Origin of the sequence: Salinigranum rubrum (assembly GCF_002906575.1) — an archaeon.
GTDB lineage: Archaea > Halobacteriota > Halobacteria > Halobacteriales > Haloferacaceae > Salinigranum > Salinigranum rubrum.
The window spans coordinates 1,454,181-1,480,044 of sequence record NZ_CP026309.1; the positions used below are offsets into that span (position 1 = coordinate 1,454,181).

Genomic DNA, 25,864 nt, shown 5'->3' on the forward strand with positions numbered 1-25,864 from the left:
CGTTCGGCCGCGGACACTCGCGCGAGGGATGCGGACACTCACTCCGCTCGTGTCCGAGTCGGTCGGGGAGGGCCGTGGCCTCGTTATGCCCGGCAACTGCTCGCTTGCTGTCCGCCGTCGCTCGGTCGGCACCTTCTTCTCGGTTCGGCGAGCGGCAGAAACTGATATTCGAAAAACACACCGTCGAACGACCCGACACCCGAGTCGGGAGATTGGAGATGTAGCCCGCTGGTGAACCGCGCTCAGTCGTCGGACTCGGCCGCGGCGGGTTCGGCTTGCTTCGCCGTCTTCCGTTCGAGTTCTTCGAGGTAGTCGTCGGCGTCGATGGCGGCCTTGCTACCCATCCCACCGGCCGTGACCGCCTGCTGGTAGTGGTAGTCGACGACGTCGCCGGCGCCGAACAGTCCCTCGACGTCCGTCGCGGTCTGACCGCCGCCGGAACCGCCCTCGGTCCGGATGTACCCCTCGTCGTCCATCCGAACGCCCGTGCCTTCGAGGTACGCCGTGTTCGGCGTGTGTCCGATGGCGTAAAAGACCGCGCCGACGTCGAAGTCGAACTCCTCGACCTCCCCCGCGAACTCGGGGTCTGCGAGTTTCTCCGTCGGGTGGCCCTCGGGGTGGCGCACGAGCGTGACGTGGTCGACGCCCTCCTCGGGGGTGCCGTGGAGTTCGGTCACCTCGGTGTTGCGCATAATCTCGATTTTCCCCTCGTCGACCTTCTCCATCGTCCGGTCGATCCAGTAGTCCTCGGCGCGGAACTCCTCGCGGCGGTGGACGAGGTACACCTTCGAGGCGAACTTGGTGAGGAAGTTCGCCTCCTCCATCGCGGCGTCGCCGCCGCCGACGACCATGATCTTCTCGTCGCGGAAGAACGCCCCGTCACAGGTCGCACACGTCGAGAGTCCGTACCCCATCAGGTCGTCTTCGCCCGGGATGCCGAGAGTCCGTGCCGACGCGCCCGAGGCGGCGATGAACGCGTCCGCGGTGTAGACGTCGCCGTTCTTCAGTTCGATTCTGAAGGGGCGGTCCGAGTCGTCCACCGAGGTGATGATGCCGTGTTTCACCTCGGCGCCGAAGCGCTTCGCCTGCTCTTTCATGTTGGTCACCAGTTCGGGGCCGGAGATGCCCTCGGCGAACCCGGGGTAGTTGTCCACCTCGGTCGTGAGCGTCAACTGTCCTCCCGGCTCGTCGCCCTCGAAGACGAGCGGGTCGTTGTTCGACCGTGCGGCGTAGATGGCCGCGGTGAGCCCGGCGATACCGGAGCCGGCGATGACGAGCCGACGGTGCTCGACCACGTCGGTGTCCTGCGACGTCTCTGTCATGACTTCAGGTTACTCGTGACGGGCTATTACGCTTGTGCTGTCGTGCGGCGAGTTGTGTCCGCCCGCCTCGTGATACCACCGGACGTGGATGGTGTGGCGTCCCCGTTCCCGTCTTCGCTGGTGTCCCCGCTCCTGCCCTCGCTCCGCCGCGCCGACGCGCTTCCCGCGCGCCGAAGCGCTCTTTGACCCACACGAGATGTGTCGCACATGGCCGACATACAGGAGAAAACCGACCGGTACGAGCGGATGCTCGCCGACGCGCTCTCGGAGGCGACAGTGACCGTTCCGGCCGAGACGCCGCTCGGCGCGGCCGCCACGGAGTGTGAGGAGATGGCCCGCTCGTATCTCGAAGACGGCCGTCACTTCCGCGAGAACGGTGACCTCGTGAACGCCCTCTCCTCGTTCTCGTACGGCTACGGCTGGCTCGACGCGGGCGTCCGCATGGGACTGTTCGCGGTCCCCGACGACTCACACCTGTTCACGGTGTGAGGGTCGACACCCCCTCTGTCGGCGCTCGGTCCTGACCGTCCTCTGTCGATGACCTTACGTATCGGGGGTGTGTCGGGAGGGGTGATGGAGGCGGTCCTCTGGTACGTGTTCACCGGGACGCGAGGTGGGAAGAACCGCCTCCGTATCCTCAAGACGGTCGATGAGCGACCGCGGAACGCCAACCAGTTGGCCGAGGCACTCGACCTGGACTACAAGACGGTGCGGCATCACCTCGACGTCCTCACCGAAAACGACGTCGTCCAGAAGAGCGGCGACGGCTACGGGGCGGTGTATCTCCCTTCCGACCGTGCCCGCCACCACTGGGAGACAATCGAGCAGATTATGGAGCAGGTGACGTAACCGTGAGCGCAACCGTGCGTCCGTCCGCGTCGAGTCGTCCCCCGACTATGGAGAGATTTGGGAAAGTGTATTTCCCTTCCCGATTGCTAGGAGGAGTCAGATGAGTCTCTGGTTCGACGTGGTGCGAGTGGCGGCAGGCATCAACGTCCTGCTGCTCGCCGTCCTCCTGTTCGTCTGGGGGCGGAACTACCTCGACTTCCGCTCGAAGCACGCGCTGGGACTCATGGTGTTCGCCGTCTTCCTCCTCCTGGAGAACCTCTCCGGCCTCTACATCTTCATGATCGACCCGCAGCTCTCGGTGTGGTTCTCCAACCCCAACAACGTCCCCGACATCGCCTGGCGCGGCATGATGTTCCTGCACGTCCTCGAGACGGTCGGCATCGGCTTCCTCGTGTGGATCACGATGGACTGAGCGAGAGCGGGGCCGAGTCCGGGTCCAGGTCGACGCGACCCGCTCCACACGTCCTCCGTTCGAACGCTTACGGCAATCGGTAGGTCGGACCCTCGGGGGAGTCTCCGACCTCGACACCGAGCGCTTCGAGTTCGTCGCGGAGGGCGTCCGCGCGGTCGTAGTTGCCCGCCTCCCGCTCCTCCTCGCGCACCTCCAACACGAGTTCGACGAGGTCCTCGGCGACCCCGACGTCGCTCGCTTCGCTCGCTCCGAGTCGCAGGCCGAACACGTCCCCGCCCAGTGCTTCGAGCGTCTCGACGGCGGCTTTCAGCCCCCGGTAGTCGTACTCGTCACCCGAGAGGTGGTTGTTCACGACGCGGGTGAGTTCGAGCAGCGCCGCCATCGCCTCGCGGACGTTGAAATCGTCGTTCATCGCCGCGCGGAACTCTTCGTGCGTGTCCTCGACCGCCTCCCGGAGCGCGCTGTCCTCGACCTTCGTCCGCGCGTCGACGCTATCGCAGGCGGCGACGGCGTCCTCGTAGGTACGTTCGAGACGCTCCCAGCGCTCCTCGGCCTCGCGCATGGCGGCCTCCGAGAACGTCTGTTTCGTCCCGTACTGCGTGCCGAGATAGAACGTTCGGAGGACGTTCACACCCCAGCGGTCGAGCGCGTCGCTCACGTAAAAGTAGTTGCCGAGCGACGACGACATCTTCTCGCCCTCCGTTTCCAGCAAGCCGGTGTGGAGCCAGTACTTCGCGAACTGTTCTCCCGTGGCGGCTTCGGACTGGGCGATTTCGTTCTCGTGGTGCGGGAAGACGAGGTCGTGCCCGCCGATGTGGATGTCGATGGTCGAATCGAGGTGCGTCATCGACATCGCCGAGCACTCGATGTGCCACCCGGGCCGCCCTTGGCCCCACGGCGACTCCCAGGTCTGTCCCTGCTCGCCTTCGAGGGGCGGGAGGTCCTCGTCGCGGTGTTCGGCCACCTCGTCGGGCGTGACGCCGCCGGCCTTCCAGAGCGCGAAGTCGGCCGGGTGTCGCTTTTCTCCCTCCTCTTCGACGCCCTGCGCTTCCAACTCGTCGACCCGCTGGTTCGAGAGTTTCCCGTAGTCGTCGAAGGTGGTGACGTCGAAGTACACCGAACCGTTCGCCTCGTAGGCGTACCCCTTCTCGACGAGCGTCTCGACGAGGTCGATGATCTCGGGGACGTGCTCGGAGACGCGGGGGTACACCGCCGCCCGTCGGAGGTTGAGCCCGCGCATGTCGTCGATGACCCCGGCGGTGAAGCCCCGCGCCACCTCCGATTCGGAGTCGCCGAGGTCGTCCTCGCCCACTCTGGCGACGATTTTCTCGTTGACGTCGGTGAAGTTCTCGACGTGCTCGACCGAGTAGCCCTCGTGTTCCAGCCAGCGGTGGATGACGTCCGCGTGGGTCCACACGCGGGCGTGGCCGAGGTGGGCGTCGTCCGAGACCGTCAGCCCACAGACGTACAGGAGGACCTCGTCGCCGACTGGTTCGAACGGTTCCTGTGCCCCTGTGAGGGTGTTGGTCACGGAGAGGTCGGACATCGGACGGGGATTGACGCGCGGCTTTTTTGAACTCGTCGGAACGCGTGTGGCCGTTCAGTCGGGTGAGCCGCGTATCGAAGCGTGTCGGAGGGGATGTTGTCGAGTCAGCGAGGAGCAGACGGGCCGCGCGACACACGGGCGCGGCGGACCGCACCCTCACCCGCCGGAGCGACCTCGTTGCTCCGAGCCGTTCGTTCGGTTCCCTCACGAAAACCTCGCGCGTCCACTCGATTCGCTCGTTCTCACGTGCCGACCGCCCGCAGTAGCCGGAGCGGTGGCGCGTGACGGCGCGCGCTCTGGAGCGCGCCTCACGCGCGAGGGTTGAGCGAGTGAGCGGAGCGAACGAGCGAATCGGCTGGGGAGGACTGTGGCCTCACCGCGCCCGTGTGCCACGCGGTCGCTCTCTCCGCCCGCTCGATCAGCCTTCGCGCACCTGTTTCTCACCACCGACTACACCGTCGCACCGAAACGGTCTGCCCGAAGTCTCCGACTTAGAGACCGTCGGGCCTGTCGAGTTCCCCGCGACGGATCTTCGCCTTCGTCTCCTCGTCGAGCATCTCCTTCACAAAGTCGGGCATCCCCTCCGGGAGGCCGTCGGGCGTGTCGTACCGCGACCCGGTTTCGGTTTCGGCGCGGGGCTCTCGTTCGGTGGGTGCGGAAACGTCGACACCGCCGTCGGAACGCGGACGAGTTCGCCCCCCGTTTGCGGCCGCGTCGCGCGTCCGGTCCAGCGAGTCGAGGTCGGCCTCGGTCTGGATGTTCTCGACCGCGTCGTCCATCTCGACGGCGCGTTCGGCCTGCTCGGCGACGCTGTCGTTCATCTCGTCGAGCCGACTCGACACCTCCTCGGCCTGCTCGGCCGCGGTGTCGACGTACCGGGCGATTTCCGAGGACATCTCCGCCTGTTCCTCGGTGGCGCGGGCGACCTCCTCGATGCCGTCTGTCACCTCCGTGACCGAGGTGGTGATGTCGTCGAGGCGCTCCGTGACCTCCTCGACGCGGTTGACGCCGGTGTCGATGTGCTCGTCGGCGTCTTCGAGGTTCACGGCCGTCCCCTCGATCTGTTCTGTCACGTCGCCGATCATCCCCTCGACGCGGCTGGCCTGCTCTTTCGACTCGTTCGCCAGCGCCTTCACCTCGTCGGCGACGACCGCGAAGCCCGACCCCGCATCGCCCGCGCGGGCGGCCTCGATACTCGCGTTGAGCGCGAGCAGGTTCGTCTGCTCGGCGATGCTGTTTATCATCTCGACGATACCGTCGATCTCGTCGATGGTGGCGACGAGCGTATCCACCTTGTCCGTGATCTCGTCGCGCGAGTCCGAGAGCGCGTCCATCGCGTCGATGGCCTCCTCGGCGAACTCGCGGCCGTTCGCCGCCTGCTTCCGCGCGTCGTCGGTCTGTCGGGCGACCTCGTCGGCCGTCGCCGCGACCTCTTCGACGGTTGCACTGAGTTGGGAGACCTCGCTGGCGATCTGATCGGTGTTCGACGCCTGCTTCGCGGCGAGTTTCTCGACCTCGGCGATGCCCTTCGCCGTCTGGTTCGTCTCCGACTGGAGGGTCTCGACGGTCTCGTCGACGTTCGAGCGCAGTTCCCGGGACTCCTCGATTTCGGCTTTCATCTCCTCGGCGAAGGAGTTGAGGTAGGTGTCGTTGATGACCTGCATGTCGAGGTTCAGCCCCCGCACGACGGCCATCGCGTTCGCGAACGCCTCGTCGAACGCCGCGTCGACCTGCGCGGCCGCCTCGGGTTGAGCCCCTCCGTCGCCGCGTCCGTCCCCGCCTGGTTCAGCGCGTCGAAGACGATGCCGGTCGTGTTGGCGAACATCCCGCCGAAGAAGTGCAGCGGCATGCCGACCGTGTCGTGGAGGCGACCGATGCGCGTCCGGGCGGCGTAGTAGTCGAGGTCGTACGTCCCGCCGGCGAACGATTTGAAGTAGCCGCCGACGACCCGGTTCATGTACTCGCGGTCGTCGAGCGCCGCGTTGTCGGACCGGTCGAGGATCGCCCGCGTCTCGTCGTAGCCGTACAGGTAGTCGTTGAACGCCCCGACCAGCGCGTCGAGGTTCTCGTCGACGACGGGAGACAGCGAGGCCAGCCGTCGCTCGTCTTCGGCGTCGAAGTCGATGAACTCCTTTCGCCACTGGAGTTCCGTCCGATCGATACCGAGTTCGTCGAGGAGGTCCCTGCCGGAGACGCCGAGGTCGCCGTCCCCGATCGCGTTTCGCGATGCCATAGGATTCGGTGCGACAGTTGATGCATAAAGATACGTTCCGTAGTATCAATACGGATAACCCAGGCGTCGCCGGCGGGTCACTCGGCGGTCGGGACCGACGAGAGCGCGTCCTCGACGACGCGGAGCGCCGTCGCCCCCTGTCGACGCGGGACCACGACGACGAGGTCGCCGGCGACGGCACCGACAGAGTCGACGACGACCGACGCCGTCTCCAAGCACGCGAGGACGTGCCTGCAGGCGCTCGCGTCGACGCCGCCGGACGCGCGGATGGCGGTCATCTCACCGCCGCGGACCACGCGTTTCCCCCCGACGGCCACCACGAGGTCGTCCGGGTCGATGTCGACCGCTTCTTCCTCGACGAGGCTGACGCCGCTCTGCATCCGGACCGGCGTCTCGACCGACCGGGTCGTTAGCGGGTCGAGTTCCGCCGCGAAGCGTCGGAGCGCCGTCGCCACCGCCTCGGGGTCGCCGTCGAGGTCGAGGCGGTCGGCGGCGGCGCGGTAGTTGACGACGCCGGTGCGGAGCGCGTCGTAGAGGATCGGTCGCTTGCGGACGGCGTCGCGGGCCTCGCTTGCGAGGGACATGCCCGGACCTCGCCGTCGAGCGGCAAAAGCCCGCCGACGGCACCCTCTTCGTCGACCCGGCACGCCCCGCGACGAACCGGGAGCCGAAGTCCATAAGGACGCGCCGTCCCCTCTCTCGAACATGAGCGCGCTGGTCATCGTCGCACACGGGTCGCACCTGAACCCCGACTCCTCGACGCCCACGTACGACCACGCGGACACCATCCGCGCCGCGGGGGCGTTCGACGAGGTCCGAACCGGCTTCTGGAAGGAGGAACCGTCCTTCCGGGAGGTCCTCCGAACCGTGGACGCCGAGGAGGTGTACGTCGTCCCGCTGTTCGTCTCCGAGGGGTACTTCACCGAGCAGGTCATCCCCCGCGAACTGCGGTTGAAAGAGTGGGACCCCGAGTCGTGGGACTCCGACGGGACGAGCGCCACGCACGTGACGCTCACGGCCGAGGACACGGGACAGGCCGTCCACTACTGCGGCCCCGTGGGGACCCACGACTCGATGACGGACGTCATCGTCCGCCGGGCCGAGTCCGTCACCGGCGACTCGAACGTCGGGGAGGGGTTCGGCCTCTGCGTCGTCGGTCACGGCACCAAGCGCAACGAGAACTCCGCGAAGGCCATCGAGTACCACGCCCGGCGAGTCGAGGAGATGGACCGATTCGACGAGGTCCGGGCGCTGTTCATGGACGAGGAGCCCGAAATCGACGACGTCACGGAGTACTTCGAGGCCGACGACGTCGTCGTCGTCCCGCTGTTCGTCGCCGACGGCTTCCACACCCAGGAGGACATCCCCGAGGACATGGGCCTCACCGACGACTACCGGACGGGGTGGGACACCCTGCCGAGGTCGACGGCCACCGCATCTGGTACGCCGGAGCAGTCGGTACCGAGCCCCTGATGGCCGACGTCGTTCTCGAACGCGCCGCCGACGCGGGTGCGGACGTGCGAGACGCCATCGAGCGGGTTCGAGAAGAGACGCGGCAGGCGGGCGTCGTAGCGGACGACTGAGGGCAGAGCGACCGCGCTTTCGATCCGGCTACGACCGGACGTGCAACGAGTACGCGATGAGGAGGACGCCGACGAACTGGAACCCGCGAGTGACGAGCGTCAGCGGTTGCTGGAACGAGAGCGGCAACAGCCCCTGTCTGAGCAGGACCGACCCCACGAACGCGACGACGAAGGCGACGGCGGTGAGACAGAATAGGCCGACGGAGAGCGCCCGCATGCTTCGATTGTCGTGGCGTCGGTAGCCCGGTACGCCTGGTAGCCGACGTAGCTCCCCACGACGGTCGACCCGAACGCCAGCGCGAGGATGAGCCACTCGACGACGAGGGTGAGCGCCACCATCTCAGAGTTCCTCCCACATCTTCAGGAACCGGTCGGCGGCGTCCGCCTCGTCCGCCCCGGGAACGACTCCGCCGACGTCCGCTCGACGACCGCCTCGAACGCCCCCTCGTCGAGTGAGACGGACACCTCCTCGAACGTCGCGGTGAACTCGCTGTAGTCGTTTCCGCCCGGTTCGACGCGAGTCTGTTCTTCGATCAGGTCGAACTCCTTCAGCCGGCCGACCCGTCGGTAGACCGTGGGGAGGGACATCCCGCACTGGTCGGCGATCTGGTTTGCGGACATGGGTTTCACGCTCGTTGCCGCGAGGATTTCCCGGGCGTACTCGTCGCTGAGCAACTCCAGTAGGTCGCCCAGCACCGGGTCTTCGCTCACGACTCGGTTGCCGGGCGGGGCGACAATAAATGGCGTCTCCGAGTTTCCCGGCCAGAAGCCACCCTAACTCGTCGCCGCGACCGAACGGGCGATGCGGACGAGCGTCTCGTTGTCGACCGGTCCCTGGACCGCGTAGGCGTACCCGTCCGCCCGCCAGTCGATCCGGTTGATGCCGTCGTGGCGGTTCAGCCGCGCCGTGTGGGGTCCGACCTCGACGGCCTCCCCGTCGGTCGAGACGAACCGCTCGTCGTCGTCGACCGAGACTCGGAGCGACCGTTCGTCCCCCTCCCGCTCGTACACCAGCGAGACCGCGGTGGGCTCGTCGCCGGACCGATGGCTCGTACGGTCGAGTTCGTATCCCTCGGGCACGAACGGGTCGGGCACCGGCATCGAGACGTTCTCGGCCAGGGCGTCCCGCGTGGCATACGACCGGAACCACGTCTCTTCGACGTCCGCCGGGAGGCGGTCACGGTCGAGTCGGAACGTCCCCGGGGAGAACTCGGCGTTGAACGTCACGTTTCGGTACGTCGTGTGGTACTCGTACCGGTCGCCGTACGCGACGAACTCGACGTGGCGCTTGAGCGGGTAGAGGTGCTCCACGTCGAGCCACAGCGTCTGGTCCTTGAGCGACGCGTTCTGCGAGACGGGGTCGACCTCCAGCCGGTAGGTCCGGCGACCGTCGACCGTCTCGGTTCCGTTGTACCGGACCCGGACCAGCTGGTCGCGGTACGACGTCGACCCGTTCCCTTCCGCGTCGTCCCCCTGCGGAGCCCGCGGAAGCGCCGGGATGCCCGGCGTCGGCTGCGGAATCGTCTCGTTTTCGCGGGCCGCAGCGAGCATGTCGAGGGACGGTGACTCCGTCTCTCTGTCGGGGTCGACGATGTACGAGACGGTCTCCTCGTCGGGCCGATACAGGATCGACGTCGTCGCGTTCGATATCGTCAGGTGTCCTTCCGTGGCGAACACTCGGTCGCTCGTGTTCGACGTCACCGAGCGGGTTCGGCTGCGGTATCCCGGCGGGTCGACACGGTGTTTCACCCTGCTGACGGTCGTGACCGTCCCCTCGTCGGTGTACTGGACCGTCCGCACGGTCGCGCTGATCGTTTCGAGCGACGCCGCGCGCTCCTCGGCCGCGTCGGGTCCCGGAAGCGCCGGCTGTGGCTCCGCGGGACCGGTCAGTCCCGCACAGCCGGACAGCGAGACGACGAGCACCAGTGCGAGGCAGACGGTCGCCCGCTGCGTCGCCGAACCTGACTGAGTCATGGCGTCTGTGTTCCACCGTCGGCGGGCCGGGTGGACCCGTCTCGACACGTGGTGGGGATGCAACGCACATAAGCGCGACGCACGCTCGGGGGTGTCCAGTCGCGGGACTGACATCGGGACCGGTCACAGGACGTGACACCGGGGCGGGTCTCGTGTGACGAACCGCCGATGCTCCCGGCGTGGGTGACGAACGAGGAGGGCTGAGGTGGGGTGGGGGTGCAGCGAAGCGCCAGCGGGGATCGATGCGGTCCGTCGTGAGTCAGGACCGACCGTCACTGTCGCCGACGTGCGACGACGGCCGGCCCACGGCCACACCAGACCGTACGGCTCGCTGCGGTTCATCGGACGGACGCCGACCGTATATATCCCGGAACCGAGTTTCCGGCTCAGAAAACGGGGGGCGGCGTCGGTGTTCGCCGCGTCGACGGCGGCGGCCTTCGGGCGGGTGCAACGCGTTCGACAGGGGCGAACCGGCCGACTTTTTCCGTTCGACCCCCTGCCCTCGAACATGAGCGCCGAACACGTGGACGCGCTGGTGGCCACCGCTCCCGACGGCATCTCGTTCGACGGCCTCCGCGTCGAGTCGACCGCCGACGGCTACACCTTCGAGACTCCCGACGAGGCACGCGCCGGACTCGACGAGGCCGGCCTCCGCGAGGTCGCCCTGGGCTCGAACCACGTGTCGAACTGGTACGTCTGGCACGCGGTCGCCCCGCAGAAGGCGTCCCGGTGGACGTTCCTCCGATGGCTCGAAGGCGCCGACGCCGAGGGGTCGTCGGCCGGCGTCAATGAGCGGTACGACGCGCTCTCGGACGGGGTGACGACCGAGTGGGGCCAACTGTCGATCACGACGGCTCTCGAAGACGACGGGGAGCGCGCGTACGAGGTCCGCCACGTCGACGACACCTCGAAGGACGACCTAACTCTCGACGCCTACGACGACCCGCTCGACGCGCGCGACCTCGCCACCCACGACGACCGCGGCCGGTACCGCCCGCTGAAGGCCGCTCCCACGCTGCAGACCGGGTGGCGGTTCGCCGGCCTGGACCCGAGGGCACTCGTCGAGACGGTCGAGGCGTTCTACCCCGCGTCGGTCCCGAACTGGCACCGCGAGCGCGAGGGCGACCTGGACGTCACCCACTGGCGCGAGACGATGGAGCGCCAGACCGGAATGTACGGCGTCGTCAAGACGTGGGACCGCGGCGAGGGACACGAGCACGTCGACTGGGTCGCGGAGGCGACCTGCGACGACTCGCAGTGTCTCAAGCGGCGGGAGTGGCAGTACGATTCTACGACTGATCTCGACGTCGACGGCGGCGACGGCCACTTCCCCTGCCGCGAGCCCTGTTCGGTCGTCGTGAGCGCGGCGCGGAAGTGGACCAAACTCGAATCCGAGGAGCCGCGGACGTACGAGTTCGAACTCACCCCGTCGGAGAAGCAGCAGGTCGAAGAGATAATCGACGCGGTGGCCGACGGCCGGGTCGACGAGATTCGCGAGGCGGACGTCTCCGACGGGGCGAACCGCTTCCGGGCGCGGTTCCTCCGCGCGAAACTGTTCGACGAGGAGGGGAACCTCGCGGGGACGCCGACCGAGCGTGAGGAGTAGAGCCGGTCACCTGATGCTGTAGACGAGCGCCGCGACCGCTCCGCCGAGGACGACGCCGAGGCCGATGAGCACCGCGGGGCTGTCCCCGCCGACGAAGACGACGGCAGCGACCGCGATGGCGACGGCGAGCAGGACGAAGACGAGGAAGGGGAGCGCGTCCGGGCCGGGAAGCGACGAGAGCGTCCTCGCGACTCCCGACTGCTGTGGTTCCTTCGGCTTCGGTTTCGAGAGCGACTCGTCGACCGCGACCGTCCGCGTCTGCTCTTCTGTCGGTTCGACGGTCACGTCGACGTTCGTGGTTTCGGCGCCGTACCCGGTCGACATCTGCAGCCGTCCCGTGACGGGTGCCGAGGGCCGGTCGTCGACGACGATGTCGACCCGCGAGGTGGTGTCGCCGGCGACGAAGACGTTGCTCTCTTCGAGCCGCGCGACACGCGAGAGCGCGTCGTCCAGGTGGAGGTGGACGTGGACGCCCTCGCCGTGGTTCGACAGGTCGACGTAGAAGGAGCCGTCGCTCGTGAACTCGACGGGTGCCTCGATGGCGTGGAGACGGCCGCGGTTGAGTTCGACGGGTAACGACGCTGGCACACCTGTGTCTCTGCTCGGGGGGGCAAAAAGGTTCAGGCTCGGGACTCCCCCCGGACCGCCCGTGCCGTCGCCGGTTCTCGGCCCCGCCTCCCCGCTCGAACCCGCCGATTCGGCTCGTTCCGGTCCGAGGTCGGCTCACTCGTCGCGCATGTCCGGCGGTCGGAGGTCCGGAATGCCGTCTTCGATGGGGTACTCCTCGCCCGTGACGGTGCCGACGAACTTCCCCTCGATGATCTCGTCTCCCTCCCGCTTCGTGACGTGGAGTTCGAGGTCGCTCTTGTCGAGCGGGTCGCAGAGGATGTCCACGAGTGACTCTTTCATCGTTTCCCCGTTGGCGGGTGTCGACAAAAAGCGTGCGGCTTCGGTTCACTCACGAGCGCTCGGGACAAGCTACTTGTCGCCGGCCTCGCGTCATCCGACGATGGGTTCGGACGAACCGACGCGCGACGACGAGACGGAGCCGCTGTACGACCGACTCGGTGGACGCGACGGCATCGCGGCCGTCGTCGAGACGTTCTACGACCGCGTGCTCGCGGACGAACGGTTGCACGACTACTTCGAGGGGATGGAGATGGACGACCTCCGAGCGCACCAGACCGCGTTCCTCTCCGCCGTCGCCGGCGGTCCCGAGGACTACAGCGGGCGAGAGATGCGCGCGGCGCACGCCACCCTCAACCTCGACGAATCGGACTTCGATGCGGTCGCCGGCCACCTCGACGAGGCGCTCGCGGCCCACGGCGTGAGCGACGCGGACCGCGCGGCCGTTCTCCGGGAGGTAACGTCGCTCAAGCCGGCGGTGCTGAACCGGTAAGCGGCCGGCTCTCTACTGTTCGAAGGGATCGGCGCGTTCGATAGTCTCCGCGCGGTCCGGGCCGACACCGACCGCGTAGACCGGCGCACCGACCTCCCGTGAGACGTAGTCGAGGTACTCGCGCGCGCCGTCGGGGAGAGCCTCGTACCCCTCCTCGGCGACGGCCGTCCAGTCGACCTCGGGCCACGGCTCGAACTCCTTCAGGACGGGTTCACACCGCGCCCACTGCTCGGTCGTCGTCGGCACGGTCTCTCTCTCCTCGCCGTCGAGTTCGTACGCGTGGCCGACCCGCACCTCGTCGAGGCCGGCGAGCACGTCGACGTGATTGACGGCGATGCCGGTGAAACCGTTCACCCGCGAGGCGTGTCTGAGCATCGGGATGTCGAGCCACCCGATGCGCCGGGGGCGTCCGGTGACGGTCCCGAACTCGCCGCCCTTCTCGCGGATGTGGTCGGCGAGCGACTCCTCGTGTTCGTCGCCGTCGAGTTCCGTCGGCATCGGTCCCTTGCCGACCCGCGAGAGGTACGCCTTGACGATGCCGACGACCTCGCCGCGCCCGGTGACGGTCGGGCCGACACCCGACCCGGTGGCGGCGCCGCCGGCGGTCGGGTTCGACGAGGTGACGTACGGGTAGCCCCCGTGGTCGATGTCGATGAGGGTTCCCTGTGCCCCCTCGAACATGACCGCGTCGCCGGCCTGCTGGCGTTCGTAGAGGAACCTCGAACAGTTCACCGTCATCCCCTCCCGGGCGAGACGCTCGCCGACCTCGCGGTACTCCTCGTACAGCGCCTCCACGTCGAACTCCTCGTCGGCGTCGAGGCCGAACACCCCTTCGACCAGCGCGCGCTTCTGCGGGACGACGTATTCGAGGCGTCGTCGGAGCACGTCCGGGTCGAGCAGGTCACCGATACGAATCCCGCGGCGACCGGCCTTGTCCTCGTACGTCGGGCCGATGCCTCTCCCGGTGGTGCCGACTTCGTCGCCCGACTCGGACTTCACTTCCTCCTCGATGCCGTCCAGTCGGCGGTGATACGGCATGATCACGTGTGCGCGCTCGGCGACCCGAACGTCCGGGTCGAGGCCGCGCTCGCGGAGGGTGTCTATCTCGTCGAACAGGGTGCGGGGGTTGACGACACAGCCGTTGCCGAGGACGCCGATCTTGTCGCGGACGGCGCCGCTCGGGACGAGCGAGAGTTTGTACTCGTCGCCCCCCTCGACGACGGTGTGGCCGGCGTTGTCGCCGCCCTGGTATCGGACGACGACGTCCGCTGCGCCGCCCCACAGGTCGACGAGGGCGCCTTTGCCCTCGTCGCCCAACTGAGAGCCGACAATCGTGACGGTCATAGACGCGGCTTTACCTCGATGGGTCAAACCGGTTACGGTCCGTTCACGTGACCGGGGTGGCGGCCGGGCGCGCTCGCCCGGCCTCCCTGTTCGGCTGAGAAGGCGGCCGTCTGACGTGTTACCACACGTCGGAAGTGTTAACATGGTGTGCCGTGTGAGTGCAACTGACCTGTTTTCCTCCGGGGACGAGGGCAACGTTTAAAACCTCGAAAGACAAGTTAACAAATGGCATGATAGATCGACTCGAGAAGGAAGTGGACATGTTGGAGCGGCATCTGCAGGTGTTGAAGATGGTCATCGACAACGAACCCATCGGCATCGTCAAGATGTCCAACGAGACCGGCTATCCGCACCACAAGGTCCGGTACTCCCTGCGTGTCCTCGAAGAGGAGAACCTCATCGAGCCCTCCAGTCAGGGTGCCATCACGACAGAACGCACCGAAGAGTTCGTCGACGAACTCGACGAGAAGCTCGACGACATCGTCCAGAAACTCCAGTCGATGAAGATCGAGGACGCCGCCGAAATCGAGTCCTAACGCACCTTCGACACTGGTTCTCTGGTTCGCTCGATGTCCGCTCAGCGGAGCCACCGCTCCGTCATAGCTCCGGGACGGTCAGGTGGAACTCGCCGTCGCGAGCCTCGACTAAGCAGAGGTGATAGCCCTGCTTCCGCGAGAGCTTCACGAAGCTCTTCTTCGAACTCCGGCTCAGGAGGCCGCTCTTCGTCGCCTCCCCGACCGCGTCGAGCGCGCCGGGCTCGAAAAATGACGTCGAGACGTAGAAGGCGCCGCCGAGGGTGTCCTTCGTTCCGCCGACCGCCCGCGCCCCCTCGATGAGCGATCCGACCATCCCCTGCGTGGTCGCGTCCCGGGTCGTGTCGACATCGACGACGAACAGCGGGTCGCCCATCGAGTCCCGGAAGACGAGGTCGAACGCCCGGCTCTCGTGGCTCTCTCCGCCCTCCTCGTCGTCGACCGTCACCGGGACGGTGCCGTCGAACTCGATGCGGTCGATCTCGGGGATCGCATCGAACAGCGGCGCGAGGTCGACGCGGTGTCCCGACCGACCGATCTCGTAGAGGAGTTCCTCGACGACCCACTCCGTGAACCCCCACTCCGTCGTGCCGCGGAGGAACGTCTCGTACGGCTCGCCGTCGACGGTCGCGCGCTCGCTGTCGAACGTCGTGTGGTACTCGAGTCGGAGGTTCTCGACCACTTCCTTCTGCTTGGCCTCGCCGGCCTGCGCCTTCTTCAACGTCGGCTTCCCCTTACTCCGGTAGCGGACGAAGAGGTTCGTCCCCTCGCGTGCCGCGGCGGGCGACAGCCGCTGCGCGTCGCGTTCCTCCTGCTCGGCCGCCTCGCGGAGGCTCGCCAGCTCCGATTCGAGGTCGGCCACCTGCGCTCTGAGACGGTCGCGCTCGCGTGTGACGGATTCGAGCTCCGACTCCAGCCCCGTCACCTCCGATTCGAGCGACTCGACCGCCGACGCGAGTTCGTCCCGCTCGGCCCGAACCCGTTCGATTCGTGCCTGCTGGTCGGTCACCTCCTCCGTTCGGGCAGTCGTTTCGGCCGTCGTGTCCTCGTCGGGGGTGTCCGCGGCCGGACCGTCGCCGTCGGCCGACGTCGACGCCTCGCTCGGCTCCGCACGTTCCGCGGCCTGCCGGTCGTGTGTCTCGACGTCGACCCCGCCGACCGTCGCCGTCCCCTCCTCGCGCCCGAGGGAGTCCTCCGGGGAGAGCGCCGGGATGCGCTTCGTCTGCTGCCACTGCCGCTCCGCGGAGAAGACGCCGCCCTCGCCCCGACCGACGACCGACCAGGAGTCGCCGGTGTCGCTGTCGCCGACGCTGTCGGTGTCGGCACCGTCGTCCGTGTCGGCACCGTCGTCGCCGCTCCCGCCCACTTCGTCCGCCTCCGACTCGCTCGTCGCCGCGGGGGTCGTCTCCGCGTCGGCTGCCGACGCTTCCTCCCCGGGTCCGTCGGGTGACTCCCCGTTCGTCGCGGGGGTACGCTCGGGTCCTTCCGGCTCGATGTTCGGCTCGTCCCCGTCCTGGACGTCCGTGCGGTCCTCGTCCAGTGCTCCGTCGCGGTGGTCTTCCGGCGGTGATTCAGCGCCGGCCTCCGTCGAGGTCGGTGCGCCGACCGCCGTCGGCTCGCTGTCCGCTCCGACGCCGTCGTCCTCATCGGCCTCGACGTCGGCATCGACCGCTCCGGGCTCTTCGTCCGCGTCGATGCCGCTCGCGTCAGTGCCGCTCGTGTCGGTGTCCTCGTTCTCGTCGACGTCGGCTGCATCGACGTCGACCTCGACGCCACCCGCGTCCGTTCCGTCGTCTTCCGCGACGACGCTCTCTCTCTCGACGGCGCTCGCCGACTCGACGTCGGCGTCGTCAACGTCGGCGTCGGCGGTCGATTCCTTCGTGTCGTCCGAACCGCTGCCGAGCCCGATTCCCATGTCCCCCGTGAGCCCGTCGTAGCGGTCGGAGTCGGGGTCGGGCGCGTCGGGGTCGGACGCGCCGGCGGCGGCTTCCGGAGAGCCGTCCGCCGCATCGCTCGCGCCGAACGTCACGCTCTCCTGTCCGGTATCCGACGGTCCCGCGTCCTCGTCGGTGTCGGCGTCCGCGTCCTCGTTCTCGTCACCGTCGTCAGCGACGCTTCCCGCCGCGACAGCGTCCGATTCGGCCTCTGGGAGGTCGGTGACGGTGACCTCGACCGCGTTGACGGCGAAGATACCCACCTCGTCGTCGGCGAGGTCGAACGCCTCGTCACCGGTGACGAGCCGTCCGCTCGTGCCGACGAAGGCGACGCTCATCGACCGCCCGCCGTGGTAGACGACGTAGTAGTCGCCCGAGAGCACGTTCTCCGAGAGTTCGACGTAACCGGTGAACTTGCCCGACGAGAGCGTCCGGTCGACCTCGCGGAGCGACGTCTCCTCGGAGTAGTACTTCCCGCGCGTCTCGCCGCCGGTCTCCTGCATCGCGAAGAGCAGCGGGAGCGCGGGGTCGGGCGCTCTGTAGGCGGTGAGGTCGCCCCCCTCGAAGTCGTCGAGGCCGCCGTCGAAGAGTCCGACGACACGGCCGTTGAGGAGGAACGCCCACGCGAGACCCGCGGTCGCCGCACCGGAGAACCCGCCGCGGGCGAGCGACTGGAGGTCGGCGGCCGCCGCCCCCGTGACCGGCTCCCACCCGGTCACTCTGTCGACGATTTCTTCGTCCATTTGGCACAGTATCGCGGTAAACGCGTGAAATACTTTCCCCCGGCCTCTCGACCGTGATAACCACACCCACCGTTGTGGCTCGCCCCGCGTCTGTGTGGTGCGGTCGGACTCGTCGTTCTCGTCGGACTCACCCCTCGCCGGAGTCGTCGTTCTCGTCGTCGACGTAGGTCAGTTCGACCACGCGTCGCTCCCCGTCGACGTACTTGTACCGGACGCCCTCTTCTTCGCCTTCGACTCTGTTGTGCGAGCCGTCACAGAACGGGCGGGTCTCGCTGAGCCCACACTGACAGACGGCGACGTCGCCGTACTTCTCGTCGATGTCCTCGGGGGTGAGCCGGTACGGTCCGTCAGCGTCGTGGGTGACCTCTCGTGACACAGACGCACGTGGACCACCAGCGGGTTAGTCGTTTCCGCCCTTCGCCGTCGACCACGCCGCGCTCGCGGCGAGGAACCCGAGGTAGGTGAGCAGCGCGGCGACGAGCGCCGCGAGCACCCACGAGCCGACGAGAAGCGCGAGTCCGACCCCGCCGGCGATGGCGACGAGGACCGCCGCCGCCTGCACCTCTCGCCGACGCCAGACGGCGCGGACCCACTCCGCACGAAGCGACAGGAGGAGTTCGGCGAGGACCGTCGCGCCGGCCCCGACCACGAGCGCCGCCGGCGTGACCGGTGCCTCGACGGCCCACGCCGCGCCCGCGACGACGACGAGGACGACGCCCGTCAGCGCGGCGTCCCGCTTCGCACTCCCGCTGTCGGTCATGCTCCCCGATGGGACGGTGCGCTTTTATTCTCCTGGGGTCGAAGGCCGGGACACGTCGCAGGCCGCGCCGACGGAGCCCTCACCGAGGCGCGTCGGCGCGTCCTCGTCTATCTCGGCGTCGTCGTCGAGCCGTTCACCACCACCGGCTACGGCGGGGGCGCCTCTCGCTGGTCGACGGACGGCCTGTTCGTCCTGATGATGATGGTCATGCAGTGCACCGGCGTGGCGCTCATCTTCACGACGCTCCCGCTCTTTCTGATCCCGCTCGTCGAGGAGTCGCTTCGCACCGCGCCGCCCACGTCGACGGCGCTCACGGACCACGTCGTCATCTGCGAGTTCACGCCCCGCGGCGACACGCTCGTCGTCGCGGTTCCCGACCGCGACGTCAACCGGTTCAACGAACGCGTCGGGTGAGAGCGCGCGCGGTCGGACTCCACGCGACGGGCGAGTCGAGCGCACACCCCGGCGTCTCGCACACGAGTCGACGCGGCCGTGACGCTGTGCACCTCCAGAATTATTACCTCTCGAACATGTTATCGTCCCAGTGAGGACTGCACATCATGACACATCCGGTCACCGAGGGAGGGGCCACCGACAGCTTCGACTACGTCCACGAGCTGTGGACACGGTGTCTGGATCCGTCCGTCGAGTTCGAGCGGAAGCTCGATCGACTGCTGACGTCCGAGAGCGACCGATTCGACCTTCCCTACGGGTTCTTCACCCACGTCGACGCGGCGGAGGACACACAGGAGATCGTCAGGGCACACGGGAGCCACGAACTGCTCCAGCCCGGCCAGACGTGCCCCCTCTCGAAGTCCTACTGCCGGAAGACCATCGCGCAGGCCGACGGGAGGCTCCGTGTGAACGAGGCACTCTCGGACGGATGGGGGGACGACCCGGCGTACGAGGTGTTCGAACTCGGCAGTTACGTCGGTTCGACCGTCGAAACGACCGACGGGATCTACGGCACCCTCTGTTTCGCGAGTTCGAATCCCCGTGACGAGCCGATCGCCGACCGGGAGGCGCTGCTCGTCGACATGTTCGCACAGTGGGTGAGTTACGAACTCGTCACACGGGAGCGACCGACCCGGTCGGCAGACCGACCCGAACAGCTCCGCAACGTGGCCGAACTGGCCGCCCACGACCTCCGGAACCCACTGAGCGTCGCCAGTAGCCAACTCGCCTTGCTGCAGGAGGGAGTCCAAGACGCGGTCGACCGCATCGACGCGGCTCACGCGCGAATGGAGCACATCATCGACGATCTGAACCTCCTCGCCCGCCTCGACGAACCGGTCACCGCCCCCGAGTGTGTCGACCTCCGGACGTGCGTGTCGGCGGCATGGGAGATGGTACAGACCGAAGAGGCGACGCTGGCGGTCGAACTGGACGGAGCCACGGTCAGCGGCGACCCGAGCCGTCTCACTCGCCTGTTCGAGAACCTGTTCCACAACGCTATCCACCACGGTAGTTCCGCGGCGACGGTCCGCGTCGGCACACTCGCCGACGGGTTCTACGTCGAAGACGACGGTCCGGGGATTCCCCCCGACGAGCGCGAGTTGGTGCTCTCCCCCGGATACTCGACGACCCCGGACGGCACCGGGTTCGGTCTCAGCATCGTTCGTCAGATCGTCGACGCCCACGACTGGACGCTCACGATCACGGCGGGGGACAGCGGTGGCGCCCGGTTCGAGGTGACGGGCGCGAGTACGGGATAGGGTTCGCCCTGTCGAGACGGGTCGCGCGTCACCCACCGCTTGCCGAGTTCCCGATGCGGATACCAACGAGATCACGTCGGGGACCCCACGCTCCGTTCGGCGCGGCTTCCCGAGTCCGTCACTGGTCGAGGCGGTCGAGTGTTCGGCGAGTGAACCGAATCGAACCGAATCGAACTGAATCGAACCGAATCGAACCGACGAGGACTCGTTATGCGACTTCCGCGCCGACGTAGAGCACGACGACGAGGAAGATCCAGACGACGTCGACGAAGTGCCAGTACATCGAGGCGGTCGACACGGAGACGTGCCGGTCCGCCGAGTACTGCCCGAAGAGGGCACGAACGAAGACGATACCGAGGATGACCGCGCCGAGCGAGACGTGGAGACCGTGCAGGCCCGTCAGGCCGAAGAAGGCCGACGAGTAGATGCCCGAGGTAATCGTGAACCCCTCGCGCACGATGAACTCGTAGTACTCCAGCACCTGCCCGCCGATGAAGACGATTCCGAGGAGCAGCGTCACGGCGAGGCCGAGGATGAAGTTGCGGCGGTTCTCGTTGCGGATGGCGACGTGCGCCCAGTGGAGCGTGAACGAAGACGCCACCAGCAGCGCGGTGTTGGCGATGACGAGCGAACTCGTCAGGTGTGGCAACTCCTGGGGCGGCCACGTCCCCGCACGGATGAAGAAGTAGTACGTGAACACGGCGCCGAACGTAGCGAGTTCGGAGCCCAAGAAGGCGATCATGCCCCACCGCAGTTTGGTCTCGGAGTGGTGGTCGATGCCGCGGTCCCAGAAGTGGACGACGAAGGCGTGGTAGAGCCAGCCGTAGATGCCGACGAGGAACAGGCCGATGGAGCCGACGGCGACGCCGGGGCCGACCATCGGGCCGACGATGGCGCTCTCTCCCTGTGCCATGATGTACAGCGCGGCACCGATGTAGATGCCCGCGCCGCCGAGCGCGGTGACGAAGGGCCACCAGCTAGCCTCACCGAACCCCCGCGGCCAGTCCTCGACCGCCGGGAGGTGGTGGCCACCGTGGCCGTGGTCGTCGTGTTCTTCCAGACTCATAGCCGGCAGTTACGATTCGACTGGTAAAAATCCACCCAAACGCCCGCCGAGTCGCAACCTACTCTTGCCCCCACCCCCAACCGCGCGTATGGAGCGTCCCTCGCGCGTCGCGTCCGGCGGTTCGCCCCCACGTCGGCTCGTCGCGTCCGCGCTCGTCGCATGCGTCTCGCTCGTCGCCTTCGTCGCGGCGATGGGCGTCGCGGCCGCCCACGGCGGTGCGGTCCGCGGGGCCGCCCGCGAGTCGCTCGCCGTCCCGACCTGGCTCTTTCTGCTCACCGGCGGCGGCGTCGTCGGCGCGTCCTTCCTGCTGGCGAGTTTCGTCACCGACCGGGTGTTCATCGCCGGCATCCACGCGTGGCGCCGCGCGCTGCCGGCACCCTCTCGTCTCCTCGCTCGCGTCGGTCAGGTCGTCGGCGTCGCCGCCCTCGTCGCGGTGGTCGTCCTCGGCTTCGTCGGCCCGGACACGCCCACCCGCAACCTCGCCATCCTCGTCGTCTGGGTCGGCTGGTGGGGCGCGTACCTCGCCTCGACGTATCTCGTCGGGAACTCCTGGCCGAGCGTCAACCCGTTTCGGACGCTCGCCTCCCTCCTCCCGTCGCTCGATCGTTCGTACCCCGAGCACCTCGGCGCGTGGCCGAGCGTTCTCGGTCTCCTGGGGCTGGTGTGGCTCGAAGTCACCTCCCCGCTCGCGGAGGACCCCCGGTTGCTGGCATGGGTGATCGTCGCCTACACGGTCGTCACCCTCGCGGGCTGTGTCGTCTTCACCCCCGAGCGGTGGTTCTCGACGGTCGACCCCGTCTCGCGGGCGCTCGCGTACTACGGGCGCGTCGCGCCCGTCGAACGGACCGAGAACGGGTTCCGGCTTCGGCTTCCGGGGTCGGCGCTCTCGGAGACGCGACTCGTCACCGGCCCCGACGAGGTGGCGTTCGTCGTCGCCGTCCTGTTCGTGACGACCTACGACGGCTTCGTCAGCACCGGCCTCTGGGCGGGGCTGGCCCGAACGGTCGTCGGCGTCGGCGTCCCTCCCACCGGCGTCTACCTCGGCGCGTACCTCGGCGGGTTCGGCCTGTTCCTTCTCGCGTACCGCCTCGCGACGGCCGTCGCACGGCGGACCTGCGACACCTACCTCACCCCGACGGAACTCGCCCGGCGGTTCGCGCCGGCGCTCTTGCCCATCGCCGCCGGCTACCACCTCGCGCACAACCTCGGCACCGTCCTCACGCTCGCGCCGACGTTCCTACAGGTGCTCGCCGCGCCGCTGTCGCCGCCGGTGAACCCGACCGTGCTGGTCGTCCCCGGCTGGTTCACCGCGCTCGACCTCGCGTTCGTCCTCTTGGGACACCTGGTCGCCGTCTGGGTCGCCCACGCGACCGCGTACGACCTCTTCCCGAGTCGGCTCCAGGCCGTCCGTAGCCAGTACGGCGTCACGGCGGTCATGATCGCGTACACGATGGTGAGCCTCTGGGTCGTCGCCGAACCGTTCGTCACCCCGCCGTTCCTGTCGTCCTGATCGACACACCGAGACACATGTCCACGAACACGCCATCCCCTTCGACCGAACCGGACTCGCCCGCCGACCCGAGCGACGCGATCAGCGTCGCCCAGCGAACCGACGTCGAGACGGCCGTGCCTGCGGAGGCTCCCGTCTATCGGTGTGACTACTGCGGCCGGCCGTTCGCCACCGAGTCGTACCGCACGCTCCACCACGGACTCGCCCACGAGGGCGTTCTGACCGACGAAGGGCGCGAGGCGTTCGAGGCGGCCTACGAGGACGAGAACGCGTCGCTCCGACGGTTTCGGATCATCGCGCTCGGCCTCCTCGTGCTCCTGTACTTCGGCTTCCTGTTCGTCTTCGCCGTGGTGACGTGAGCGGGACGCGGGACAGCACGTTCGAGACGCGACTCCGGCCGTAACGAGTTCCAGCCACGCCTCGAGTATTCGGCGAGCGACGCCGCGTGCTCGACGACTATCCCGGCGCCCGGAACGCCTTGCGCTGGAACCGCCGAACGAGCGGGTCGACGACCGCCTCCTCGCCGGTCCACGTCACGGTCACTTCCGTGAGCCTGTACGACGGTCCGACGGCGGCCTTGCTCGTGGTGAGGCGTGCCCGCCACCCCGCTCCCTCGACGGTCCGTTCGTCGCGTCGCTCACCGCCGAGGTGTTCGAGATACCGGACGGCCTGTTCGAGCGTCAGCCCGTGGAACCGCCGTGTGATACGGAGACGCCCATCTGAAACGACCCGTTCGATCGGTGGAATCGCGTCGAGGGCCGCGTCTCGCCTGTCTTCTCCGCCCGCCGGACCGCTGTCGGCGTGTGTCATCTTCTCTCCTCCCATCTAGTACCGTCGTTGCCCGGAGGGATAACCCCCGTTCGTGGCTCCCACGACGAGAGAACCCACCTGGTCGAGGAGAGGCTCGACCCGTGGTCGATACGACGTTCGGATTTCAGTCCGCGCTCGTCCGCGCGACGTGGTACGGCTGGCGGTAGATGAGTTCTTTCAGCTCCGCGAGCGACTCCCGGCCGGCGTTGCTCGTCATCGCGCCGACGACGGCGAACACCTCCTGTCGGGATATCTTCACGCCCTTCGACGAGACGGCGTCCTCGGGACGGGCGAGCAGTTCCCGGAGGGTGCCGACGGCGAGGAGGAACGGGATGGCCCACGCGGCGAGCGTGTTGCCGTCGGTGAGCGGGACCGTCTCGAGGTACGTCTGGGCGTCGTCGAGGTAGCCCGTGGCGTGGTCGGCGGTGCGCTCGACGACAGCAGCGGTGCCCGACGCGTTGTCCGGTTCGAGGACGTCGTCTTGGGTGATACCCTCCTCGGCGAGCCACTCCGCCGGGAGGTAGACGTTGTTCTCCTCCTCGTAGTCGTCGCGGACGTCCTTCGCGATGTTCACCAACTGGAGGAGGAGGCCGAACTCCTCCGCGGTCTCGTACAGTTTCGCGCGGCGCTCGGAGGCGACGTCGCCGCGGGTGAGGAGGTTCGTGATGAGGTTGCCCACGGTGCCGGCGGCGTAGTAGCAGTACTCCTCCAGTTCCTCGCGGGACTGAATGCGGAGTCCACCCTTCTCGGCGTAGCGCTCGACGAACATCGCCATGCCCTGGACCAGTTCACGCGCGGGCGGCGTGACCGCCTCGCGGACGTCGTGGGGAAGGCCCTCGAAGGTGCGGACCACGCGCGGGGAGTGGGCGACGACGCTCCAGTCGTCCGAGCGCTCCTCCTCGGGAGGGAGGTACGGCTCGACGTTCTCGACGAACGCCTCGATGGTGGTCTCGTCCTCGGGGTCGAGCGCCGCGTCGTAGAGACGGAGGAGGCGCGCCTGTTCTTCGGGTGGGATGTCGTCGGCGTCCTCCACGGTATCGGCGATGCGGCAGACGAGATAGCCGACACAGATGTACGACGACATGGGCTCTTCGAGCACGTCCACGGTCAGGGCAAAGGTGCGTGAGACGCCCTGTACCGCTTCGTGACACCACTCCAAGTCGGCGTCGACTCCCGGCGGACGGTCTACGTGTCTAGACATTCGAGATAGCGGGATGTAGGGACAGGAGCATAAAAAGCTCGTGGGACCTCGGCCAGTTTTCGCGTTCCGGTGTTTCAGCGGCTGAGTCGCTAGAAGACGGCGTCGACACGGCGTCACCGTCGGGTTCGGCTCGCTCCGCGCCAACATTCAAGCCACAGAGCTTCGAAGCGCGGGTATGGACTTCGCTCTCACCACGGAGCAGCGACAGATCAGGGACATGGTCGCGGAGTTCGTCGACGAGGAGATCGTGCCGCGCGCCGCGGAGATCGACGAGACCGACGAGTTCCCCCACGACCTCATCGACGAGATGGCCGACCTCGGTCTGATGGGGATGCCCTTCCCGGAGGAGTACGGCGGAGCGGGCCTCGACTACCACTCGTACGCCATCGGCCTCGAAGAGATATCGCGGGGGAGCGGCGGCCTCGGCACTATCGTCGCCGCTCACACCTCGCTCGCGGGGAACATGCTCTACGAGTTCGGGAGCGAGGCCCAGAAGACCGAGTACCTCGAACCGCTGAACATCGGCACCGACATCGGCGCGTTCGCGCTCTCGGAGGCCGGTGCCGGCTCGGACGTGCCCGCGATGGAGACGGTCGCGAAGCGCGAGGGCGACGAGTACGTCGTCGACGGGTCGAAGCTGTGGATATCCAACGGATCGGTCGCCGACACGGTCACGCTGTTCGCCAAGACCGACGAGGAGGCCGGCAACAGGGGCATCTCCTCGTTCGTCGTCCGCCCCGACGAGGACGACGGCTTCCACGTCGAGGGCACCGAACACAAACTCGGCGACAAGGGCTGTCCCACCGCAGAGTTGCGGTTCGACGAGATGCGCCTCCCCGCGGACCGCCTCATCGGCGAGGAGGGACGAGGGTTCGTCCAGGCGCTGAAGACGCTCAACGGCGGCCGCATCACCATCGCCGCACGCGGTGTCGGCATCGCCCGCGCGGCACTGGACGAGGCGAAACGGTACGCGAACGACCGCGAGCAGTTCGGGCAGCCCATCGGCGAGTTCCAGTCCATCAAACACAAGCTGGCGGACATGGACACGAAGGTGCAGGCGGCGAAGCTCCTGATGCACAAGGCCGCGGACCGGAAGATACGCGGCGAATCCTACATCAAGGAGGCCGCCCAGGCGAAGCTCTACTCCTCAGAGGTTTCGAGAGAGGTGGCGAACGAGGCCATCCAGATACACGGCGGCTACGGCTACACGAAGGACTTCCCGGTCGAGCGTTTTTACCGCGACGCGAAGCTCAACGAAATCTACGAGGGGACGTCCGAAATCCTCCGGAACACGATCGGCGACCAGGTGCTGGACTCCTGAGTC

26 protein-coding genes and 3 pseudogenes are annotated in these 25,864 nt (G+C 67.7%); 12 read left to right on the forward strand and 17 right to left on the reverse strand.

The genetic code is table 11. The features are described 5' to 3' along the window. Positions 1-242 precede the first annotated feature (242 nt). Entirely contained in the window at positions 243-1,322 is a 1,080-nt protein-coding gene (locus tag C2R22_RS07160) for an NAD(P)/FAD-dependent oxidoreductase (RefSeq protein WP_103425149.1), read from the reverse strand. A 207-nt stretch (positions 1,323-1,529) separates the two neighbouring features. On the opposite strand from C2R22_RS07160, the gene C2R22_RS07165 reads away from it, so the two are divergent. The 3 genes from C2R22_RS07165 (at position 1,530) to C2R22_RS07175 (ending at position 2,583) form a co-directional block, all read left to right on the forward strand. Continuing rightward, complete coding sequence (locus C2R22_RS07165) at positions 1,530-1,811, forward strand: DUF357 domain-containing protein (protein WP_103425150.1); 282 nt, start codon at positions 1,530-1,532, stop codon at positions 1,809-1,811. Positions 1,812-1,895: 84 nt separating this feature from the next. Continuing rightward, the gene (locus C2R22_RS07170; protein WP_103425151.1) at positions 1,896-2,171 is read left to right on the forward strand and encodes an ArsR/SmtB family transcription factor; all 276 of its coding nucleotides are present in this window, start codon (positions 1,896-1,898) and stop codon (positions 2,169-2,171) included. A 100-nt stretch (positions 2,172-2,271) separates the two neighbouring features. Next, a complete protein-coding gene (locus C2R22_RS07175) occupies positions 2,272-2,583 on the forward strand; it encodes a hypothetical protein (RefSeq protein WP_103425152.1) in 312 nt (103 codons plus the stop codon). Between the two features lie 67 nt (positions 2,584-2,650). On the opposite strand, the gene cysS is transcribed toward C2R22_RS07175, so the two are convergent. The 4 genes from cysS to C2R22_RS07190 all read right to left on the reverse strand — a co-directional run bounded on the left by cysS (position 2,651) and on the right by C2R22_RS07190 (position 6,946). Then, positions 2,651-4,129 (reverse strand): cysteine--tRNA ligase, encoded by a 1,479-nt coding sequence (gene cysS, locus C2R22_RS07180; RefSeq protein WP_103425153.1) that lies wholly within the window; start codon positions 4,127-4,129, stop codon positions 2,651-2,653. Between the two features lie 491 nt (positions 4,130-4,620). Beyond that, positions 4,621-5,823: a methyl-accepting chemotaxis protein gene (locus tag C2R22_RS07185; RefSeq protein ID WP_245902917.1), complete on the reverse strand. Its 1,203-nt coding sequence runs from the start codon at positions 5,821-5,823 to the stop codon at positions 4,621-4,623. After that, positions 5,802-6,362, reverse strand: coding sequence for a protoglobin domain-containing protein (locus C2R22_RS26200; RefSeq protein ID WP_245902919.1), 561 nt, complete (start codon positions 6,360-6,362; stop codon positions 5,802-5,804). Before C2R22_RS26200 ends, C2R22_RS07185 begins: the two co-directional genes overlap by 22 nt. A 77-nt stretch (positions 6,363-6,439) precedes the next feature. Continuing rightward, complete coding sequence (locus C2R22_RS07190; protein WP_103425154.1) at positions 6,440-6,946, reverse strand: DUF7523 family protein; 507 nt, start codon at positions 6,944-6,946, stop codon at positions 6,440-6,442. A 121-nt stretch (positions 6,947-7,067) separates the two neighbouring features. Here C2R22_RS07190 and C2R22_RS07195 point away from each other — a divergent pair. Beyond that, positions 7,068-7,945 (forward strand): annotated as a pseudogene (locus C2R22_RS07195) (CbiX/SirB N-terminal domain-containing protein). A gap of 28 nt (positions 7,946-7,973) precedes the next feature. Here C2R22_RS07195 and C2R22_RS07200 read toward each other — a convergent pair. The 3 genes and pseudogenes from C2R22_RS07200 to C2R22_RS07210 form a co-directional block, all read right to left on the reverse strand. After that, positions 7,974-8,284: pseudogene (locus tag C2R22_RS07200) on the reverse strand (DUF7521 family protein). A 1-nt stretch (position 8,285) separates the two neighbouring features. Then, positions 8,286-8,656 (reverse strand): annotated as a pseudogene (locus C2R22_RS07205) (ArsR/SmtB family transcription factor). Between the two features lie 63 nt (positions 8,657-8,719). Then, entirely contained in the window at positions 8,720-9,919 is a 1,200-nt protein-coding gene (locus C2R22_RS07210; RefSeq protein ID WP_103425155.1) for an outer membrane lipoprotein-sorting protein, read from the reverse strand. A 508-nt stretch (positions 9,920-10,427) separates the two neighbouring features. Here C2R22_RS07210 and C2R22_RS07215 point away from each other — a divergent pair. Then, entirely contained in the window at positions 10,428-11,525 is a 1,098-nt protein-coding gene (locus tag C2R22_RS07215) for a DR2241 family protein (RefSeq protein WP_103427603.1), read from the forward strand. A 6-nt stretch (positions 11,526-11,531) separates the two neighbouring features. Here the strand turns inward: C2R22_RS07215 and C2R22_RS07220 are convergent, their stop codons facing one another. Beyond that, on the reverse strand, positions 11,532-12,113 hold the full coding sequence (locus C2R22_RS07220; protein ID WP_103425156.1) for a DUF7524 family protein: 582 nt from the start codon (positions 12,111-12,113) through the stop codon (positions 11,532-11,534). A 135-nt stretch (positions 12,114-12,248) separates the two neighbouring features. Continuing rightward, positions 12,249-12,434, reverse strand: a complete 186-nt coding sequence (locus C2R22_RS07225; RefSeq protein ID WP_103425157.1) for a methytransferase partner Trm112 — start codon at positions 12,432-12,434, stop codon at positions 12,249-12,251. A 100-nt stretch (positions 12,435-12,534) separates the two neighbouring features. On the opposite strand from C2R22_RS07225, the gene C2R22_RS07230 reads away from it, so the two are divergent. Next, positions 12,535-12,924, forward strand: a complete 390-nt coding sequence (locus tag C2R22_RS07230) for a group I truncated hemoglobin (RefSeq protein ID WP_103425158.1) — start codon at positions 12,535-12,537, stop codon at positions 12,922-12,924. Positions 12,925-12,936: 12 nt separating this feature from the next. On the opposite strand, the gene C2R22_RS07235 is transcribed toward C2R22_RS07230, so the two are convergent. Next, positions 12,937-14,268 (reverse strand): adenylosuccinate synthase, encoded by a 1,332-nt coding sequence (locus tag C2R22_RS07235; RefSeq protein WP_103425159.1) that lies wholly within the window; start codon positions 14,266-14,268, stop codon positions 12,937-12,939. Positions 14,269-14,498: 230 nt separating this feature from the next. Between C2R22_RS07235 and C2R22_RS07240 the strand changes: the two genes are divergently transcribed. Then, positions 14,499-14,804, forward strand: a complete 306-nt coding sequence (locus C2R22_RS07240; protein WP_103425160.1) for a hypothetical protein — start codon at positions 14,499-14,501, stop codon at positions 14,802-14,804. Between the two features lie 61 nt (positions 14,805-14,865). On the opposite strand, the gene C2R22_RS07245 is transcribed toward C2R22_RS07240, so the two are convergent. The 3 genes from C2R22_RS07245 to C2R22_RS07255 form a co-directional block, all read right to left on the reverse strand. Beyond that, positions 14,866-17,478 (reverse strand): DUF7527 domain-containing protein, encoded by a 2,613-nt coding sequence (locus tag C2R22_RS07245; protein WP_103425161.1) that lies wholly within the window; start codon positions 17,476-17,478, stop codon positions 14,866-14,868. 127 nt (positions 17,479-17,605) lie between these two features. Continuing rightward, a complete protein-coding gene (locus C2R22_RS07250; RefSeq protein WP_103425162.1) occupies positions 17,606-17,854 on the reverse strand; it encodes a CDGSH iron-sulfur domain-containing protein in 249 nt (82 codons plus the stop codon). A 24-nt stretch (positions 17,855-17,878) separates the two neighbouring features. Then, a complete protein-coding gene (locus C2R22_RS07255) occupies positions 17,879-18,238 on the reverse strand; it encodes a hypothetical protein (protein WP_103425163.1) in 360 nt (119 codons plus the stop codon). Between the two features lie 195 nt (positions 18,239-18,433). On the opposite strand from C2R22_RS07255, the gene C2R22_RS07260 reads away from it, so the two are divergent. Both C2R22_RS07260 and C2R22_RS07265 read left to right on the forward strand, forming a co-directional pair. After that, positions 18,434-18,652, forward strand: a complete 219-nt coding sequence (locus tag C2R22_RS07260; protein ID WP_103425164.1) for a hypothetical protein — start codon at positions 18,434-18,436, stop codon at positions 18,650-18,652. 146 nt (positions 18,653-18,798) lie between these two features. Continuing rightward, complete coding sequence (locus tag C2R22_RS07265) at positions 18,799-19,953, forward strand: sensor histidine kinase (protein WP_103425165.1); 1,155 nt, start codon at positions 18,799-18,801, stop codon at positions 19,951-19,953. Between the two features lie 208 nt (positions 19,954-20,161). Here C2R22_RS07265 and C2R22_RS07270 read toward each other — a convergent pair whose 3' ends face one another. Beyond that, positions 20,162-21,019: a cytochrome c oxidase subunit 3 gene (locus C2R22_RS07270; RefSeq protein ID WP_103425166.1), complete on the reverse strand. Its 858-nt coding sequence runs from the start codon at positions 21,017-21,019 to the stop codon at positions 20,162-20,164. A 190-nt stretch (positions 21,020-21,209) separates the two neighbouring features. Between C2R22_RS07270 and C2R22_RS07275 the strand changes: the two genes are divergently transcribed. Continuing rightward, positions 21,210-22,529 carry a hypothetical protein gene (locus C2R22_RS07275; protein WP_103427604.1) on the forward strand — a complete coding sequence of 440 codons (1,320 nt, stop codon included), beginning with the start codon at positions 21,210-21,212 and terminating at the stop codon, positions 22,527-22,529. A 17-nt stretch (positions 22,530-22,546) separates the two neighbouring features. Next, the gene (locus tag C2R22_RS07280) at positions 22,547-22,888 is read left to right on the forward strand and encodes a DUF7410 domain-containing protein (protein ID WP_216824809.1); all 342 of its coding nucleotides are present in this window, start codon (positions 22,547-22,549) and stop codon (positions 22,886-22,888) included. 97 nt (positions 22,889-22,985) lie between these two features. Here C2R22_RS07280 and C2R22_RS07285 read toward each other — a convergent pair whose 3' ends face one another. Beyond that, positions 22,986-23,339 carry a hypothetical protein gene (locus C2R22_RS07285; RefSeq protein ID WP_103427606.1) on the reverse strand — a complete coding sequence of 118 codons (354 nt, stop codon included), beginning with the start codon at positions 23,337-23,339 and terminating at the stop codon, positions 22,986-22,988. A 124-nt stretch (positions 23,340-23,463) separates the two neighbouring features. Then, the gene (locus C2R22_RS07290) at positions 23,464-24,540 is read right to left on the reverse strand and encodes a phytoene/squalene synthase family protein (protein WP_103425167.1); all 1,077 of its coding nucleotides are present in this window, start codon (positions 24,538-24,540) and stop codon (positions 23,464-23,466) included. A 175-nt stretch (positions 24,541-24,715) separates the two neighbouring features. Between C2R22_RS07290 and C2R22_RS07295 the strand changes: the two genes are divergently transcribed. Continuing rightward, positions 24,716-25,861, forward strand: coding sequence for an acyl-CoA dehydrogenase (locus C2R22_RS07295; protein ID WP_103425168.1), 1,146 nt, complete (start codon positions 24,716-24,718; stop codon positions 25,859-25,861). Positions 25,862-25,864: the final 3 nt, after the last annotated feature.